The organism is Bacillus sp. S71, from assembly GCF_016625265.1.
In the GTDB taxonomy this organism is placed as follows: Bacteria; Bacillota; Bacilli; order Bacillales; family Bacillaceae_G; genus Bacillus_A; species Bacillus_A cereus.
Window position 1 is genome coordinate 617,379 of record NZ_JACVUW010000001.1, and the last position, 15,908, is coordinate 633,286.

Genomic DNA, 15,908 nt, shown 5'->3' on the forward strand with positions numbered 1-15,908 from the left:
CACCAAACACCTCGCTTTCTAGTATAACACACCTTTAGCTATTTCTTTTTGCCACAATTCGTCAAAAAAACCTCCCCATCAATAGGGAGGTTTTTTATATTACATGAATGAAATATAAAATTAAGCTTGCACTTTACTTTTCATAAATGTATGGATACGTTCTAATGCTTTCTCTACTTGTTCAAGAGATGTCGCATATGATAAACGAACATTATTTGGAGCACCAAATCCTGTACCTGGTACAAGAGCCACTTTTTCCTCTTCTAATAGAGCCTTTGCCCAATCATCAACTGTTGCATATCCTGATAAAGCTACAGCTTCTTTTACGTTAGGGAATAAGTAAAATGCACCTTGCGGTTTAATACAAGTAAAGCCAGGGATTTGAATTAATTTATCATAAATGATGTTTAATCTCTCTTCAAAGGCTTGACGCATTGTTTCCACAGGTTCTTGTGAGCCTGCATATGCCGCAATTGCGCCGTATTGAGCGATTGAAGTAGGGTTTGACGTACTATGACTCGCTAAGTTCGTCATCGCTTTAATAAGCTGCTTATTTCCTGCTGCATATCCAATACGCCATCCTGTCATAGAATGAGATTTAGATACACCATTAATAATAAGTGTTTGTTCTTTTAATGCATTAGAAAGCTGGGCAATTGAAGTATATTCTACGCCACCATAAATTAATTTTTCATAAATTTCATCAGAAACGATTAAAATATCATGTTCTAAACATACTTCTCCAAGCTGTTGTAATTCTTCTTTGCTATAAATCATTCCTGTTGGGTTGCTCGGTGAATTAATAATAACTGCTTTCGTTTTCTCTGTAATTGCCTCACGCAGCTGCTTTGCTGTAATTTTGTACTCATTGTCTTCTAAACCTTCTACATAAACCGGCTTACCGCCAGCAAGCTTTACTTGCTCTGGATAGCTTACCCAGTAAGGAGTTGGAATGATAACTTCATCTCCCTCATCAAGTAATACTTGGAATAATGTATATAATGCATGCTTTGCGCCATTACATACAATAATTTCAGATGGATCATACGCAATACCTTGATCGCGAGTAAATTTCTTCACAATTTCTTGTTTTAACGATTGTAATCCACCTGTTGGTGTATACTTCGTATGCCCTTCTAACATCGCTTTATGTGCAGCATCCATAATATGCTCTGGTGTATTAAAGTCAGGTTCCCCTGCCCCTAATCCAATTACATCATGACCCTCTGCTTTTAATGCTTGTGCCTTTGCTGTAATTTCTAAAGTTGAAGACGGTGTTAAAGCAGCTACTCGCTTTGCTAATTTCATTTGTAGTTCCCCCTACATCTATTTTTCAATGCTATATCGTCTTAAAAATTTTCCATCTTTAAATTCAAGATAGTAATAACTATAACGATTGTCATCATCAATATATGTAACTTCCCATAGTGGTACATCATTTTCAAAGCCTAATTTCACTTTCATAATCTCTTTCGGCTTACTTTTTGATTCCTTACTTTCATTGCCGACTTGTTCTAATGTTCTTTGTATAGCCTCTTTTTCAGAAATACCTTCACTCTTTTTCCTTACTACAGTATCCCCTTTTTTCTCCGGCACCCAAACGATAAGTTGTTCTCCCTTTTCATCTGTACCTTGCACGACTATATATGCAGATTTTCCGTTGTAATAATCAACAGATTTCACCTTTGTAAGCTTTGCTTTTTCTTTAGCAATTTCTACAAATTTCGACTCTTTTGGAATTTTCTTCCCCATTGCTTTATTATAAACATACGCCCCATATATTCCGCTAGCAACGATAACAATAATGATTGCAAAGATCCACTTTTTCATTGTATCACTACGTTCTGTAAATCGTAAATACAGCTGTTTCTTTATCTTTTTCGTCTAATGCTAGTCCGAACATGAGGTCCTGCTCTTTTAACGTACGATTCAAACTATCAACAATTTTATACAAATCAGACGAATATTTAATACGCGTCGTTGATAGTACTTCGATTTTCTTCTCCATGAAAAAACTCCTCCGTTACACAAAAATTTCTAATTATAGAAGAACGCAATGCGGTTACAATAAGAGTACATTCTTTACAACCCCTGCTTCATCACCCATCTATTATAGCAGGACATGTACAGCAAAAAAAGGTTTCAAGTCGAAAACCAACACATTTTGTATACAAGAAGTAAGAAAAATAAAATTCCTCCTACCCACATTTTTTACGCCTGAAGTTTATAAATACTTCAGGCGTATTTTTCTTCCATTTTTATTCATTTGATGGTTCTTCTAATTGTACTAATAATTCTTCTAATGGTCCTTCATAAAGAGGTACGTTAGGGATCGATTGTAGAAATCGTTTTCCATAGGAAGAACTCGTCAAACGACGATCTAACACTACTACCGTTCCTGTATCTGTATTCGTTCGAATTAAGCGGCCGAATCCTTGTTTGAAACGTAATATTGCTTGTGGCAGCGCTAATTTAGCGAATACATCCTCACCTTGATTTTTTAGCCACTCACCTTTCGCTTCCATCATCGGCTGATGAGGCGGCGTAAATGGTAGACGGACAATAACAAGACAACTTAAGGCATCTCCTGGAATATCTATCCCTTCCCAGAAACTGCTCGTCCCTAATAAAATTGATTTGTCGAACTCTTGAAACTTTCGAATTAAACGGCTTCGACTTCTATTATTCACACTTTGTGTGAGTAATAAATAACCCTCTAATTCATCATTATTTTTTAAATTCGCATACGCTTCTTTTAACATTTCATACGAAGTGAATAAAACAAGCATTCTGCCCTTTGTGGCTTTCGCTATCTTTGCAATATGTTCCGATACAGATTCAATATATCGCTCATTACTTACTTGCTTAATAAAAGGTACATCCGTTGAAACCATTAATTTCATTTGTTCATCATAACGAAATGGCGATGGAACCTTTAAAGTATTTGGAGCGAAATCATGTAAACCAAGTTCCTCTTTTATATAATCAAACGTATCGTTAACTGTTAGTGTTGCGGATGTAAAAATAACACTCTTTTTTTCTGTTAAAAATTCATCAGCAAATCTTTCACCAATATGAACAGGCTGTGCATATAGAACTGTTGAATGAATCGTCCCTTTCGTTTCAGTCTCCATCCAAGTTACATACGAATTCTTTTCTAATACGAGTAACTGTAATGATTCTGCCATCTTTCTCAGCAACTCAATTAAATGCATAAATTCACCTGTTACAACATGCATCTCCCATTCTAACTTACTTTGCAATATATCCACTTGCTTCTCAAGAGCAGTTACTACCCTTCTTAATTCATATATAAAACGATTTGTTAATTCAACGATACTATCCCACAACTTACCTTTTTCTAGTTCTGCGTTATACCTATAGATGAGCGGCATATTATTCGTTCCTTGTTCTTGCTTTGTTTGTTTAAATATAAAAGTACGTAACATTTGGAAGAGTTCATCCGCATCAAACTTAAGTTCCTTCAAACTATAACTTATCATACGGAAAGTTGAACGAGATGCTTGCTCTGATTTTTTCATCATTTTATATACTTTGGAGAGTACATCTTCTGTTTCTAGCGTCCCAAGACGAGATATAACCAATTGAAAATACATACAAGAGAACTGTTCACCCAATGTTCTACTCGCAGCTTCTTCAATATGGTGAGCTTCATCAAAAATAATATGTTCGCATGAAGCAAACAGCGGTTCTTCACTTGAAAAATCTTGAAATAATAACGCATGATTTGTGATAACGATATCTGCAAATAAAGCTTTATTCTTCGCTCGCTGGTAAAAACAACGACTAAACCAATTACTTTGCATACCGCCTGGACTATACGCATCACTACAAATACGATTCCAAAGTAACTTTCCGCCCTCAGGAATATTTAATTCGTCTTGATCACCCGTTTCAGTTTGCAATAGCCAAACTAAAATCTTCGCCTTCGTAAGTGCCATATCATAATTTTTTTCTTCCTCTTGTAAAGCATACTCAAATTTGTGTAAGCAAAGATAATGCTTTCTTCCTTTAAGAAGAGCTACCTCAAATGAAAATGGCATTATTTTTTGTAATAACGGTATTTCTTTTTCTAATATTTGTTGTTGGAGTTGTACCGTTTGTGTACTTATAATGACAGGTTCTTCTTTTCTCTTTGCAAAATAAAGACTAGGAAGCAAATATGCAAGAGTCTTTCCTGTTCCTGTACCGGCTTCAATTAGTGAAAAACGAGAATCTCTTAACGCCGTATATATCTCTTTCATCATCAGTTGTTGACTTTCTCTTCTTTCAAACTTTGGCATATGTGATTCCAATTTATCCATCGTTTTATTCAAGAAAGCATCAAACTTTGATGAACACGTTTCTCCAAGGTTTAAGGAATAGTTCCGCTTTTTCAGCGCAATATTTCGATGTATTTCATACTCCGCTATATCTTCTTTACCATTCATTACTTTCTTTAAAATATTTTCAGAAAGCACATCAGCTATATCACTTTGGAACACATCGCTTAATTCATAAAGCGATTGCAACGTGACAAGTGGTAACTTTTCAATTTCATTTAAAAATTGTAAAAATAATTCCGCTGTTGCAAGAGCATCACTATCCGCACGATGTGGTTGATCATGTTCTAGTTCATGCTTCTTAGCTAAATCACGTAATTTATAACTATCAGCTGTCGGCAAAAGAATTTGAGCCAATTCAACCGTGTCGATTTTAGGACAATGTATTTCTGTATATCCAGCCTGTCTTAATTCTTCATTTAAAAAATTCCAATCAAAGTGAACATTATGCGCAACGAAAGCCGCACCTTGTAATAGCTCAACAATCATCGGGGCTACATCTTGAAATAACGGGGCTTGCTTTACAAGACTTTCATCAATCCCTGTTAATTCTGTAATAAATGGTGGGATCTCTCTCTTTGGGTTAACAAAAGACGAAAAAATCTCCAATATCTCTCCATCTTCTACTACAACAGCTGCAATTTGGGTAATTTTATCCTTCCCATCTTTCCAGGAGTTCCCTGTCGTCTCTAAATCAACAACGACATAACGCTTACTCATATATGTAACACCTCAATTTCTTACCTTTCAAACAACAATAATTTATATAATGTTACTATACCACGTTTTATCTCATCTTAATGAAAAGATGCACAAAAAAGCTATCTCCGCAATGGAGATAGCCTTTCTACTTATAATATCGTACCCGCTTTTTCAGCACCTAACATTTCAATAATTTGATTATTATCGTCTAGTACTGCAATTTTGGGTTCTTGTTTATGAACCTCTTCTTCCGTAACTAGCCCATAACAAATAATAATTACTTTGTCCCCTGGTTGTACAAGCCTTGCCGCAGCACCGTTTAAACAAACAACACCACTACCGCGTTCCCCTTTAATAACGTATGTCTCTAAACGAGCACCATTATTATTATTTACAATTTGGACTTTTTCGTTTTCTACAATATTTACTGCATCCATTAAATCTTCATCAATTGTAATACTACCTACATAATTTAAATTTGCCTCCGTTACAGTTGCACGATGTAACTTTGCTCTCATCATTGTGCGAAACATAGGTGCTCCCCCTTATTTAACCGTTAATGTTATATTGTCAATTAATCTTACATTTTCAAACTTAACTGCAATAGCTAAAATGATTCGTCCTTCGACTTTCTCTACCATTGTTAATGACGGATATGCATATAAATCCGCATAATCTACAGTGCCTTTCGTATGCGTCTCAATATACTCTTTCACAAGATTTGTAATGATTTCCGGATTACGTTCACCTACCTCAATTCTTTCTTTCGCTATACATAGGCTGCGGTATAAATGAAGAGCCTCTTCACGTTCATCTTGTGATAGGTACACGTTACGAGAACTTTTCGCTAATCCATCTTCTTCCCTTACAATATCAACTGGTACGATTGTAACCGGAATATTGAAATCAGTTACAAATCCTTCAATTACTGCAACTTGTTGAGCATCTTTCATACCGAAATAAGCACGCGTTGGCAGCGTAATATTAAATAGTTTCATTAGTACAGTTGCAACACCAGCAAAATGACCAGGTCTTTGTTGACCGCATAATACGTCCGTGCGCTTCACAACCTCTACTGTTGTTGTTTGTTCTGCTGGATACATTTCTTCTACACTCGGATAAAATAAATAATCTACACCGTTTTCTTTTGCTACATTTTCATCTCTATTAATATCACGAGGATATCGATCTAAATCTTCATTTGGGCCAAATTGCAGCGGGTTTACAAATACACTTAAAACTACAATTTCATTTTCTTCTCTTGCCTTACGTAATAAGGTAGCATGCCCTTCATGTAAATAACCCATCGTTGGAACAAAACCAATACTCTTTCCACTTGCACGAAGTTCGTTTGTAATTTGCTGCATCTCTTGCACTGTAGTTACGATTTTCATTATTGTTTTCCTCCGTATAACGCTAAGCATTCTTCCTCTTTCATTGTGAACGAATGTTTTTCTTCAGGAAATTGCCTTGTCTTTACTTCAGTAACATATTGTGAAATCCCACGCACAATCTCCTCTTGAACAGATGTATATTGCTTCACAAATTTCGGCACACGATTCACGCCGTATGAGATAAGATCATGATAAACAAGCACTTGCCCATCTACTTTTTGTCCTGCACCAATCCCAATTGTCGGTATTGTTAGTTGCTCTGAAATAAGTTCTGCTAACTGCATTGGTACACATTCTAACACAAGCGCTATTGCACCAGCTTCTTCACATTTCTTTGCATCTTCTATTAATTTCTTTGCACTCTCCGCATCTTTTCCTTGCACTTTATATCCACCCAATACTCCTACAGATTGAGGGGTTAAACCTAAATGCGCTACAACAGGAATTCCTGCGTTCGTCAAATATTGAATCGTTGATATAACTTCTCCAGCACCTTCTACCTTCAGTGCATGCGCCCCGCTCTCTTGAACGATGCGGCGTGCATTCACCATCGTTTCTTGTAATGATACGTGATACGACATAAATGGCATATCAGTTACAATAAACGTCTCTTTCGCTCCGCGGCGTACAGCTTTCGTATGATGAATCATATCCTCTACTGTTACAGGTACTGTTGAATCGTATCCGAGTACAACCATTCCAAGAGAATCTCCAACTAAAATCATATCAACTTCAGCTTCTTCTGCTAATTTAGCAGATGGATAATCATACGCCGTTAGCATTGTAATCGGCTCACCTTGCTCTTTCATCTTCAAAAAATCTGTTTTTGTTTTCAAAAACTACTCCTCCTTTATGCAGGAGAGAGGAGATGGCCGCAATCATATAAAAAACCCCTCTGGCCATAAAAGGGCAGAAGGGTTGTGTGTTAGTCGGCATTATTCATCCCTCTGTCCCAGTCCGTTATTGGATCAAGGCAGAATCCAAGTTATTATTTTTCGTATTACTTCGAATCATGGTGCAGTTCGCTCTGATACTGCCCACATTCGAACTAATTATAGCAAACTACAAAAGGGAATTACTACATTTTTTCGAAAAAATAATTTTTTATTCTGATTACGGTATATGAAATTTAATAAGAGAGTATATATGCTAGAAAGTGAAACTTTAATCAGCCCGATTCCCACCTAACTTCTTTGCTTCCGCTGAATTTTGAGGTGGAGGTCTTATTGCCCAGTAAATAGCGGGATAAAGTTTTTATAGATAATTCAATCCTGAAAAGATACATGTTTTTTCAGCGCATGTTAAAAAATTCCAAGTTAATTTCTTCTGTAATCAATTTAACTGTATAGTATAACTCTTAAACTAATGATGCAGGTTAATTGAGGAAAAGTACTTAACAAAGGAGAATTGCAGATGTCTATGAACAGGTGGTTATTTCGATTCAGCAGTTTGCTTGTAATGATTGTATGGTGGATGTCTTTAGGATCCTTTCATGTATTTGCCTCAGTTAATGTCGTAACACAACCCACCGATGTAACGAACGTGATTGAGGTTGAACTAAATGATGATTACTTTAATCCAAATGTCATCACGATTCCGCTTGAAGGATCAACAACATTACTATTGAAAAATAAAGGTAAAAACGAGCACACCTTTACAGTGAAAAAACTCGGCATTGACGTCGTAGTTGAGTCAGGAAAAGAAAAGAATATTACCGTGAAACCTAAAAATACTGGTACATATGAATTAATATGTCGATACCATCTCCTTAAAGGAATGGAAGGCAAAGTAATCGTCAAATAACATGCCAGGCCAACTAGACGGAAGATATCTTGAAATGAACTTTAAATATGAAAAGGATTTATTATCATGTTACAAATTTAACTCAAAAATATTGAAATAAAAAGAAGTTCCAAAAGAGGAACTTCTTTTACTTAATTTCGATATCTGCAGAATGAATATGATGTACTTTCCCCTCATGATCCTCCAGAAGTAATACACCATCCTCTGTGATTCCTTTTGCTAACCCCGTAATCGTCTCTCTCATCGTTCGAGCGGTAATTTCTTTCCCGATGCTCACAGCGTAACTTTCCCAAAGAATTTTAATGACAGAGAAACCATTTTGTAAATACTCTTCATATAATTTTTCTAGTTGTAAATAGATTTGTTGCATAAGTTCTGCACGAACAATCGGCTTACCTGATTCAATCGCTAATGAAGTAGCAATGTGCTGAATTTCTTCATCAAAATGTTCTTGCTTTTGATTCGCATTAATACCGATGCCCATAATGACAGCATTAATTTTATCAGGATCCGCTTGCATTTCTGTTAATATACCTACAGCCTTTTTACCTTGAATTAAAATGTCATTTGGCCATTTTATTCCCACGTCTACACCTGTACATTTTTCAATTGCCTGTGCAACACTAACAGCCGCTAACAAAGTAAGTTGCGGTGCATGATGAACTGGAATCGATGGGCGTAAAATAATACTCATCCAAATTCCTGTTCCTTTTGGTGAATGCCATTTTCTGCTTAAACGACCTCTTCCCGCTGTTTGTTCTTCTGCTACAACGATAGTTCCTTCTTCTGCACCTTCATAAGCAAGTTTTGCTGCAATGTGCTGCGTTGATTCAACAGTTTCTTCAAAATACACTGTTCTACCAATTCGCTTCGTTTGTAGCCCTAACTGAATTTCATTAGCAGTCACTTTGTCTGGCTTACTTGCAATTCGGTAACCTAATCGGCGCACAGCTTCAAGTTCATATCCCTCACTCCGGAGATCTTCCATATGTTTCCACACAGCAGTTCTTGAACAACCAAGTTTATCACTAATCGTTTGGCCGGATACAAACTCGCCATCCGCTTCAGAAAAAACTTGTAATAACTGCTTTCTTATAGTAGATTGCATCCTTGCAGCCACTCCCTTATACGCTCTTTCTCATTAACTACGTTTCCTTTTACAATTGCTTCCTCGATTTTCTGAAGCATGTCAGCAACCCACGGACCAGGCTTTTTGTTTGCCCAGTTTAATAAATCATTACCAGTCACATTCATTTCTTGACGACCCTGGATTGGCAATGCATGAAACATTGATTGTACTCGTTTAACAGATGTAGGATCATAGCTTTCAATCATCGCTTCATATACTCTCTCTGCCATTTCAGCGATATAAATTCCCGTTTTATAAAGAAGGACTGTATCCCAATCCTTCTCCTTTCTAGTACGGATTGCCAATAAAACTGCAACAATATCTTTTATTTTTTTATTCGAAAACTTCCATTGACGTAGAAAGACAGATGGATGTTCTTCTCCGATACAATATAAGAAAAATGCCCACGCCTCAATATCCGTTTCGAAAGAATCCCATTTATACTGCGTAGCTTTTAACAGTCTCTCTTCTGACATTTGTAAATATGGCAAATGAGAAAATAGCTTCGTCTCTACTAATTCTTTGAGACCTTTCACACAATATGTACCAGTTAACAATTTCTCAAACTCTACTGTAATGCGCTCAATTGCTATATGTTCTAGCAAATGTCCATACGTTTCAATCGCTTGCTTCGTTTTCGTTTCTAATGAAAAACCTAACGCGCTTACAAACCGAATACCACGCATCATTCGCAGGGCATCTTCTTGAAAACGATCCGCAGCATTTCCAACTGTCACAATTTCTCTCTGTTGAATGGCTTCCTGTCCAGCAAATAAATCAACCATTTCGCCTTCTTCTGTCATAGCAATTGCATTCATCGTGAAATCACGACGTTTTAAATCCTCTTCTAATGAACGAACAAATTGAACACTACTAGGTCTTCGAAAATCTTCATATTCGCTTTCTGTTCGAAAAGTAGTTACCTCATAAGGCTCACCATTTTCTAAAACAATTACAGTTCCATGCTCAAGACCAACAGGAACATTTCTTGGGAATATAGCCATCACTTCTTCTGGTAAAGCAGATGTCGCAATATCAATATCTCCAATCGGCCTATCGATAATAAGATCTCGCACGCTCCCACCAACAAAGTAAGCCTCATGTCCTTGTTGTTTTAATGTCTCAATAATAGAACTAGCTTTTTTAAATCTTTCCATTTTTGTCATCCCTTAGTACGTCATAGTAAATCGTTTCATATTGTGAAACAATTTTTTCTGAGCGAAATTGCTCATAAACACTTTCTCTTGCTCGTTCTGCCATATTACGGTGAAGTTCCTCGTCCTTTAATAGCTGAGTAGCTTGATTTGCCACTCCTGTTGTATCGCCAACTTCACATAAATATCCTGTTTCCCCGTGTTGAATAACCTCTGGAATACCTCCAACCCGTGTTCCGATACAAGGTACACCACACGCCATTGCTTCTAATAAAACAAGACCAAAACTTTCCTTCTCTGATAGAAGCAACATTAAATCACTCATCGCAAGTAGTTCTGCAACATTATCTTGCTTCCCTAGGAATAAAACACGATCTTCAATATGTAAATTCTTCACTATCTGTAAAATCGTACAGAATTCTGGTCCGTCTCCAACAAGAAGCAACTTCGCATCTACTTCTTTAACAATTTTAGCAAATGCCTCAACAACATCCTGCACACGTTTCACTTTACGGAAATTCGAAATATGAATAAGTACTTTTTCACTCTCACTTATACCGTATTCTTTCTTTAATTGAGACATATTACGTTTGAAATATACACGTTCGTCTATAAAGTTATATACCGTTTGAATTTCTTTACTTGGTTTTACAAGCTCATGCGTTTCGTTAATTAATGAATGCGAGACAGCAGTAACAACATCCGATTGCTCAATACCAAAACGAATTAAATTATTTAACGAAGGGTCGGAACCTAACACAGTAATATCTGTTCCATGCAAGGTTGTAACAATTTTAATACGCTCTCCGATCATTTGTTTTGCTAAATATGCACAAATTGCATGTGGTATTGCGTAATGCACATGTAAAATGTCTAAGTTTTCTCTTTGTGCAACCTCTGCCATTTTACTTGCTAACGCTAAATCGTATGGTGGATATTGAAATACAGAGTACTGGCTTACCGTCACTTCATGAAAATATATGTTTGGATATACTTTATTTAACCGGAATGGTAAACCCGATGTAATAAAGTGAATTTCATGCCCGCGTTCCGCCAATTGCTTTCCTAATTCTGTTCCAACAACTCCAGAACCACCTACAGAAGGATAACATGTAATACCTATTTTTAATTTCATTTACATCCCCCTAATAAATCAGCATGTAATAAAACCGGTTTCTTACTCATAAATCCCTCGGCATACAAGACTCCAACTTCTTTTCCAAACATCTTCTCACGAGCAATCACAGTTTCAACGTATCCTTCTGTTAACGGTGTCTTAACCCCATCACTTCCTGTTGAAAATTGACTTTCATATGCTTCTAATGCTTCCACCTTTATAGAGAGGTACTCACTTATATCTATACAAAAATTCGGTTTATGAAAACCATTAATCATATAATTATAAAAAGACTCCACACGATGTGGTGAAAGTTCCGGCATATATTTACGGATTCCTGCTGAAAAAATAGCCTCTTCCACAAGCTTTGCACAATTTGCATGATCTGGATGACGATCTTCATAGTATGGCGCAAAAACTAGTTTTGGTTTATATGTACGGATCACCTTGACAATTTCACGTATATACTCTTCTTTCATATACAAACCACGGTCTGGCATCGCTAAATTCAGCCTCGTTTTTACTCCCATTATACGAGCTGCGACCTCTGCTTCTTCTTTTCTCAACTCTATCGTTCCATTGGAAGAAAGATCAGCTTCTGTTAAATCACAAATACCTACTTCATACCCTTGCTTTGTATATTTAGCGATGGTACCAGCCATGCCGATTTCAACATCATCGGCATGAGCACCAAACGCTAATATATGTAATCCACTCATAATTGTTCCCCTCATTTTCTTAACTTACGATAATCTAAATCTCCTCGCTCTAATGCGTGCATCAACATTTCAGCACTTGCCATATTCGTTGCAAGTGGAATCGCATATACATCACATAAACGAAGCAATGCATTCACATCCGGTTCATGCGGCTGTGCTGTTAATGGATCGCGGAAGAAAATCACCATATCTAAATCGTTTTTTGCAATCATTGCACCAATTTCTTGATCTCCACCAAGAGGGCCAGATTGATATCTTGTTACAACTAATCCAGTCGCTTCCATAATACGAAGCCCTGTCGTTCCTGTTGCAAATAATTCATGTTGCTCAAAAATTGGTTTATATGCGTATGCAAACGAAACCATATCATTTTTCTTTTTGTCATGTGCGATTAAGGCAATTTTCATCCGTTGTCTCCCCTTTAGTCGATAATATTTTCTAAACCGTACACAAGATGATCAAGGTTCATTACTGTCTCAATTGATAGTTTTACACCTGACATAAATGATGCACGATTGAATGAATCATGACGAACTGTTAACATTTGTCCATCTCCACCAAACATTACTTCTTGGTGTGCAATAAGCCCTGGCAAACGTACACTATGAATGTGAATACCGTCTACATTTGCACCACGTGCACCTGCTAGTTGCTCTACTTCATTTGGATGACCTTGCTGCTTTGATTCACGATTTTGACGAATTAATTCTACCGTTTTTACAGCTGTACCAGATGGTGCGTCTAATTTTTGATCATGATGTAATTCAATTACCTCAACATCTTGGAAATATTTCGCTGCCATTTGTGAGAATTTCATCATAAGAACTGCACCAATTGCAAAGTTTGGAGCAATAATTGTTCCTACTGCTTTTTCTTTTGCATTCTCTGTTAAATGTGCCAATTCTTCTTCTGTAAATCCAGTTGTACCAATAACAGAACGAAGTCCACGCTCAACTGCAAGTGTAACGTGTTGTTTCCCAACTTCTGGTGTTGTTAAATCTAACAACACATCTGCTTCTACTTCATCTAAACAAGTATGTAAATCAGCGTAAATCGGTGCATGTAATGCTGGCATGCCAGGTAAATCAGAAATCTTCTCACCACCATGCTTATAATCCACTGCTGCTACTAAATTAAAATGTTCCGTTCTTTCCATAAGAAGGACTGCTTCATGTCCCATACGTCCTCTTGGTCCGGCGATAATTACTTTAATTTCTTTCATTATTCTTTCTCTCCCTCATCAATACGTGTCCAGCGATCTTTATCACGTGTATTAAATTTATTCATTACAATGTTATGTGCTGTCTCTAAATCAATATTTAAACTATTTGCCATACAAATCATAACAAATAATACATCTCCAAGCTCTTCTTCAATACTTCTTTCTTTTTCAGTTGTTTTCTTCGGTTTCTCACCATAATAATGATTTACCTCTCTCGCAAGCTCTCCCATTTCTTCCGTTAAACGAGCCATCATTGCAAGCGGACTGAAATAACCTTCTTTAAACTGACCAATATATGCATCTACTTCTTTCTGCATATCTTTCATCGTTTTTGCTTCCATACTATTCACCTCTAATCCTTCCTCTTTCATGTTAGCCAATTCATCGCGATTTGACAAATATTATTCCCCGCCAAACACCTATTTGCGACCCTTTTTTGGATAGACTATAATAAAGTGAAACTTTCTTTTGCGCTTTTTGCAAAAGATTAGTTGAACCAATCGGGTTCCTACGGCTGGTTCGCCTTTCTTCAGAGCTTTATCTCCTACCAGCCGTTGGAACGGGGTAAAGTGAAACTTTCTTTTGCGCTTTTTGCAAAAGATTAGCCCATACTAATCGAGTTCTTACTATTTTCACTAGCAACTAGAAATTACTTATTATTATGTTTTACCGTTTCAGCGGAGCAATGTAATCATTACATAATTAGGGGGATTTCTATATGACATCAAAATTGAAGATGCGAAATATTATTTTTATTTTAATCGGTTCCGCTATATTTTCTTTCGGTATTGTCAATATCAATATTGAAAACCACCTTGCAGAAGGTGGGTTTACTGGTATTACACTATTATTGTATTTTTTATTTAAGTTTGATCCTTCCTACTCAAACTTAATTTTAAATATCCCTATATTTTTTATTGGTTGGAGGTTACTTGGCAGAACGACATTTTTATATACATTAATCGGCACATTTAGCGTATCTTTATTTCTATGGATTTTCCAGCGTTACGAAGTGCTCAACTTACATTTAAACTTGCAAAATGATATGACACTCGCAGCTTTATTCGCCGGGGCATTTATCGGTATCGGCCTTGGGATAATATTTAAATATGGCGGGACTACTGGCGGTGTAGATATTATCGCACGACTAGCTCACAAATATGTTGGCTGGAGTATGGGTAAAACGATGTTTATGTTCGATGCTGTCGTTATCGTCGTCTCTATTCTTACCTATTTATCATACCGCGAGGGTATGTATACGTTAGTTGCTGTTTTTATCGGGGCTAAAGTCATTGATTTTATGCAAGAAGGAGCCTATGCCGCCAAAGGAGCGACTATTATCTCAGAGAAAAACGATGAAATTGCTGCTAAGATTTTATCTGAGATGGAGCGCGGAGCAACCTTTTTAAAAGCTGTTGGATCGTATACAAAAGTGGAACGGAACGTATTGTATTGCGTTGTTGCTAAAAATGAAATCGTGAAATTAAAAAATATTATTACTTCTGTAGATCCTCATGCATTTGTTGCAGTAAGTGACGTACATGATGTAGTTGGTGAAGGATTTACGTTAGATGAAAATAAAAACCCTTTACATAATTAAATGTAACTAGAAAAGCGCCTTAGCTTTTCTAGTTTTTTATTACAAGTCTTTTAAGCTTCTCCAAATCCTCATAAATAAGCTCCAATAAACTCCGATTATAAAAAATGGAAGCTGGATGAAAAGTTGGAAAAACATGATATTCATTCTCTGACCATGTAAACTCTGCACTTTGCATATCCTTTAATTTTTGAATGGGCTGTTTTAATAATTGCCCGTGTACATCTGTGATTTTTTTATTTTTTCCTGTTAAACGTTGAAGACCAATATTTCCAAGTGTGACGATAAGCCTCGGATTTATTTTCTCTAATTCATAATCTAACAAAGGCGCATGGGCAACTATTTCTCCTTGATTTGGCGTTCTATTATACTTTTTTTGTATGCTTTCACCATTTCGTTCTTTTTTCTCTCGCCATTTATAAGGTCTACTCCGAACAGCGCTCGTAATATATACTTCTTCCCTCGTAACGTGAATACGCTCTAAAAAACCCATTAATTGTTTTCCCGACCTCCCGCTAAACGGAATCCCATTATGAATTTCTGTTTCACCAGGCGCTTCTCCTAACAACATAAATTTGGGATTTTCAGGACCTTGTCCACTTAAAAAACCTTCTAGTTGATAAGGAGCACTACGCTCTTTCACTTGTTTTACTAAATGGTCTGGATATTTCATTTCCCCCACCGCCTTTCCGCATTACTTCTATTATTTCTATTTGTAATACATTATA

The 15,908-nt window shown here is 36.6% G+C and carries 17 protein-coding genes; 2 read left to right on the top strand and 15 right to left on the bottom strand.

The features are described from left to right. Nucleotides 1-120: 120 nt before the first annotated feature. The 7 genes from aspB to panB all read right to left on the bottom strand — a co-directional run bounded on the left by aspB (nt 121) and on the right by panB (nt 7,275). Complete coding sequence (gene aspB / locus IBT51_RS02940; RefSeq protein WP_000761571.1) at nt 121-1,308, bottom strand: aspartate transaminase AspB; 1,188 nt, start codon at nt 1,306-1,308, stop codon at nt 121-123. An 18-nt stretch (nt 1,309-1,326) separates the two neighbouring features. Beyond that, nucleotides 1,327-1,830: a cell wall elongation regulator TseB-like domain-containing protein gene (locus IBT51_RS02945; protein WP_000758740.1), complete on the bottom strand. Its 504-nt coding sequence runs from the start codon at nt 1,828-1,830 to the stop codon at nt 1,327-1,329. Nucleotides 1,831-1,837: 7 nt separating this feature from the next. Then, nucleotides 1,838-2,008, bottom strand: a complete 171-nt coding sequence (locus IBT51_RS02950) for a YpmA family protein (RefSeq protein WP_000412179.1) — start codon at nt 2,006-2,008, stop codon at nt 1,838-1,840. A gap of 250 nt (nt 2,009-2,258) precedes the next feature. Beyond that, nucleotides 2,259-5,063, bottom strand: a complete 2,805-nt coding sequence (gene dinG, locus IBT51_RS02955) for an ATP-dependent DNA helicase DinG (RefSeq protein ID WP_000044967.1) — start codon at nt 5,061-5,063, stop codon at nt 2,259-2,261. 131 nt (nt 5,064-5,194) lie between these two features. Then, complete coding sequence (gene panD / locus IBT51_RS02960) at nt 5,195-5,578, bottom strand: aspartate 1-decarboxylase (RefSeq protein WP_000490186.1); 384 nt, start codon at nt 5,576-5,578, stop codon at nt 5,195-5,197. 12 nt (nt 5,579-5,590) lie between these two features. After that, on the bottom strand, nt 5,591-6,439 hold the full coding sequence (panC, locus tag IBT51_RS02965) for a pantoate--beta-alanine ligase (protein WP_053564883.1): 849 nt from the start codon (nt 6,437-6,439) through the stop codon (nt 5,591-5,593). Continuing rightward, complete coding sequence (gene panB / locus IBT51_RS02970) at nt 6,439-7,275, bottom strand: 3-methyl-2-oxobutanoate hydroxymethyltransferase (RefSeq protein WP_000851108.1); 837 nt, start codon at nt 7,273-7,275, stop codon at nt 6,439-6,441. Before panB ends, panC begins: the two co-directional genes overlap by 1 nt. Before the next feature lie 577 nt (nt 7,276-7,852). Between panB and IBT51_RS02975 the strand changes: the two genes are divergently transcribed. Beyond that, nucleotides 7,853-8,242: a cupredoxin domain-containing protein gene (locus tag IBT51_RS02975; RefSeq protein WP_000062382.1), complete on the top strand. Its 390-nt coding sequence runs from the start codon at nt 7,853-7,855 to the stop codon at nt 8,240-8,242. 127 nt (nt 8,243-8,369) lie between these two features. Here the strand turns inward: IBT51_RS02975 and IBT51_RS02980 are convergent, their stop codons facing one another. From IBT51_RS02980 to IBT51_RS03010, 7 genes are read right to left on the bottom strand one after another with little or no spacing between them, the layout of a single operon-like run. After that, on the bottom strand, nt 8,370-9,350 hold the full coding sequence (locus IBT51_RS02980) for a biotin--[acetyl-CoA-carboxylase] ligase (protein ID WP_001192056.1): 981 nt from the start codon (nt 9,348-9,350) through the stop codon (nt 8,370-8,372). Next, nucleotides 9,335-10,528, bottom strand: coding sequence for a CCA tRNA nucleotidyltransferase (locus tag IBT51_RS02985; protein ID WP_000439311.1), 1,194 nt, complete (start codon nt 10,526-10,528; stop codon nt 9,335-9,337). The genes IBT51_RS02980 and IBT51_RS02985 overlap by 16 nt, the downstream gene beginning before the upstream one ends. Then, on the bottom strand, nt 10,515-11,660 hold the full coding sequence (gene bshA, locus IBT51_RS02990; RefSeq protein WP_088022023.1) for an N-acetyl-alpha-D-glucosaminyl L-malate synthase BshA: 1,146 nt from the start codon (nt 11,658-11,660) through the stop codon (nt 10,515-10,517). Before bshA ends, IBT51_RS02985 begins: the two co-directional genes overlap by 14 nt. Next, the gene (bshB1, locus tag IBT51_RS02995) at nt 11,657-12,361 is read right to left on the bottom strand and encodes a bacillithiol biosynthesis deacetylase BshB1 (RefSeq protein WP_000015660.1); all 705 of its coding nucleotides are present in this window, start codon (nt 12,359-12,361) and stop codon (nt 11,657-11,659) included. Before bshB1 ends, bshA begins: the two co-directional genes overlap by 4 nt. A gap of 11 nt (nt 12,362-12,372) precedes the next feature. Then, entirely contained in the window at nt 12,373-12,768 is a 396-nt protein-coding gene (mgsA, locus tag IBT51_RS03000) for a methylglyoxal synthase (protein WP_000684765.1), read from the bottom strand. Between the two features lie 14 nt (nt 12,769-12,782). Further along, the gene (gene dapB / locus IBT51_RS03005; protein WP_000658808.1) at nt 12,783-13,583 is read right to left on the bottom strand and encodes a dihydrodipicolinate reductase; all 801 of its coding nucleotides are present in this window, start codon (nt 13,581-13,583) and stop codon (nt 12,783-12,785) included. Next, nucleotides 13,583-13,924 (bottom strand): nucleotide pyrophosphohydrolase, encoded by a 342-nt coding sequence (locus IBT51_RS03010; RefSeq protein WP_002108639.1) that lies wholly within the window; start codon nt 13,922-13,924, stop codon nt 13,583-13,585. Before IBT51_RS03010 ends, dapB begins: the two co-directional genes overlap by 1 nt. Before the next feature lie 377 nt (nt 13,925-14,301). On the opposite strand from IBT51_RS03010, the gene IBT51_RS03015 reads away from it, so the two are divergent. After that, entirely contained in the window at nt 14,302-15,183 is an 882-nt protein-coding gene (locus IBT51_RS03015; protein ID WP_000202121.1) for a YitT family protein, read from the top strand. 28 nt (nt 15,184-15,211) lie between these two features. Here IBT51_RS03015 and IBT51_RS03020 read toward each other — a convergent pair whose 3' ends face one another. Continuing rightward, complete coding sequence (locus IBT51_RS03020) at nt 15,212-15,853, bottom strand: uracil-DNA glycosylase (RefSeq protein ID WP_000876861.1); 642 nt, start codon at nt 15,851-15,853, stop codon at nt 15,212-15,214. Nucleotides 15,854-15,908 lie beyond the last annotated feature (55 nt).

Bases quoted from the DNA above. Each gene is read 5' to 3' on its own strand.
- aspB (WP_000761571.1), bottom strand. From the start codon at position 1,308: ATGAAATTAGCAAAGCGAGTAGCTGCTTTAACACCGTCTTCAACTTTA.
- IBT51_RS02945 (WP_000758740.1), bottom strand. From the start codon at position 1,830: ATGAAAAAGTGGATCTTTGCAATCATTATTGTTATCGTTGCTAGCGGA.
- IBT51_RS02950 (WP_000412179.1), bottom strand. From the start codon at position 2,008: ATGGAGAAGAAAATCGAAGTACTATCAACGACGCGTATTAAATATTCG.
- dinG (WP_000044967.1), bottom strand. From the start codon at position 5,063: ATGAGTAAGCGTTATGTCGTTGTTGATTTAGAGACGACAGGGAACTCC.
- panD (WP_000490186.1), bottom strand. From the start codon at position 5,578: ATGTTTCGCACAATGATGAGAGCAAAGTTACATCGTGCAACTGTAACG.
- panC (WP_053564883.1), bottom strand. From the start codon at position 6,439: ATGAAAATCGTAACTACAGTGCAAGAGATGCAGCAAATTACAAACGAA.
- IBT51_RS02975 (WP_000062382.1), top strand. From the start codon at position 7,853: ATGTCTATGAACAGGTGGTTATTTCGATTCAGCAGTTTGCTTGTAATG.
- IBT51_RS02980 (WP_001192056.1), bottom strand. From the start codon at position 9,350: ATGCAATCTACTATAAGAAAGCAGTTATTACAAGTTTTTTCTGAAGCG.
- IBT51_RS02985 (WP_000439311.1), bottom strand. From the start codon at position 10,528: ATGGAAAGATTTAAAAAAGCTAGTTCTATTATTGAGACATTAAAACAA.
- bshA (WP_088022023.1), bottom strand. From the start codon at position 11,660: ATGAAATTAAAAATAGGTATTACATGTTATCCTTCTGTAGGTGGTTCT.
- bshB1 (WP_000015660.1), bottom strand. From the start codon at position 12,361: ATGAGTGGATTACATATATTAGCGTTTGGTGCTCATGCCGATGATGTT.
- mgsA (WP_000684765.1), bottom strand. From the start codon at position 12,768: ATGAAAATTGCCTTAATCGCACATGACAAAAAGAAAAATGATATGGTT.
- dapB (WP_000658808.1), bottom strand. From the start codon at position 13,583: ATGAAAGAAATTAAAGTAATTATCGCCGGACCAAGAGGACGTATGGGA.
- IBT51_RS03010 (WP_002108639.1), bottom strand. From the start codon at position 13,924: ATGGAAGCAAAAACGATGAAAGATATGCAGAAAGAAGTAGATGCATAT.
- IBT51_RS03015 (WP_000202121.1), top strand. From the start codon at position 14,302: ATGACATCAAAATTGAAGATGCGAAATATTATTTTTATTTTAATCGGT.
- IBT51_RS03020 (WP_000876861.1), bottom strand. From the start codon at position 15,853: ATGAAATATCCAGACCATTTAGTAAAACAAGTGAAAGAGCGTAGTGCT.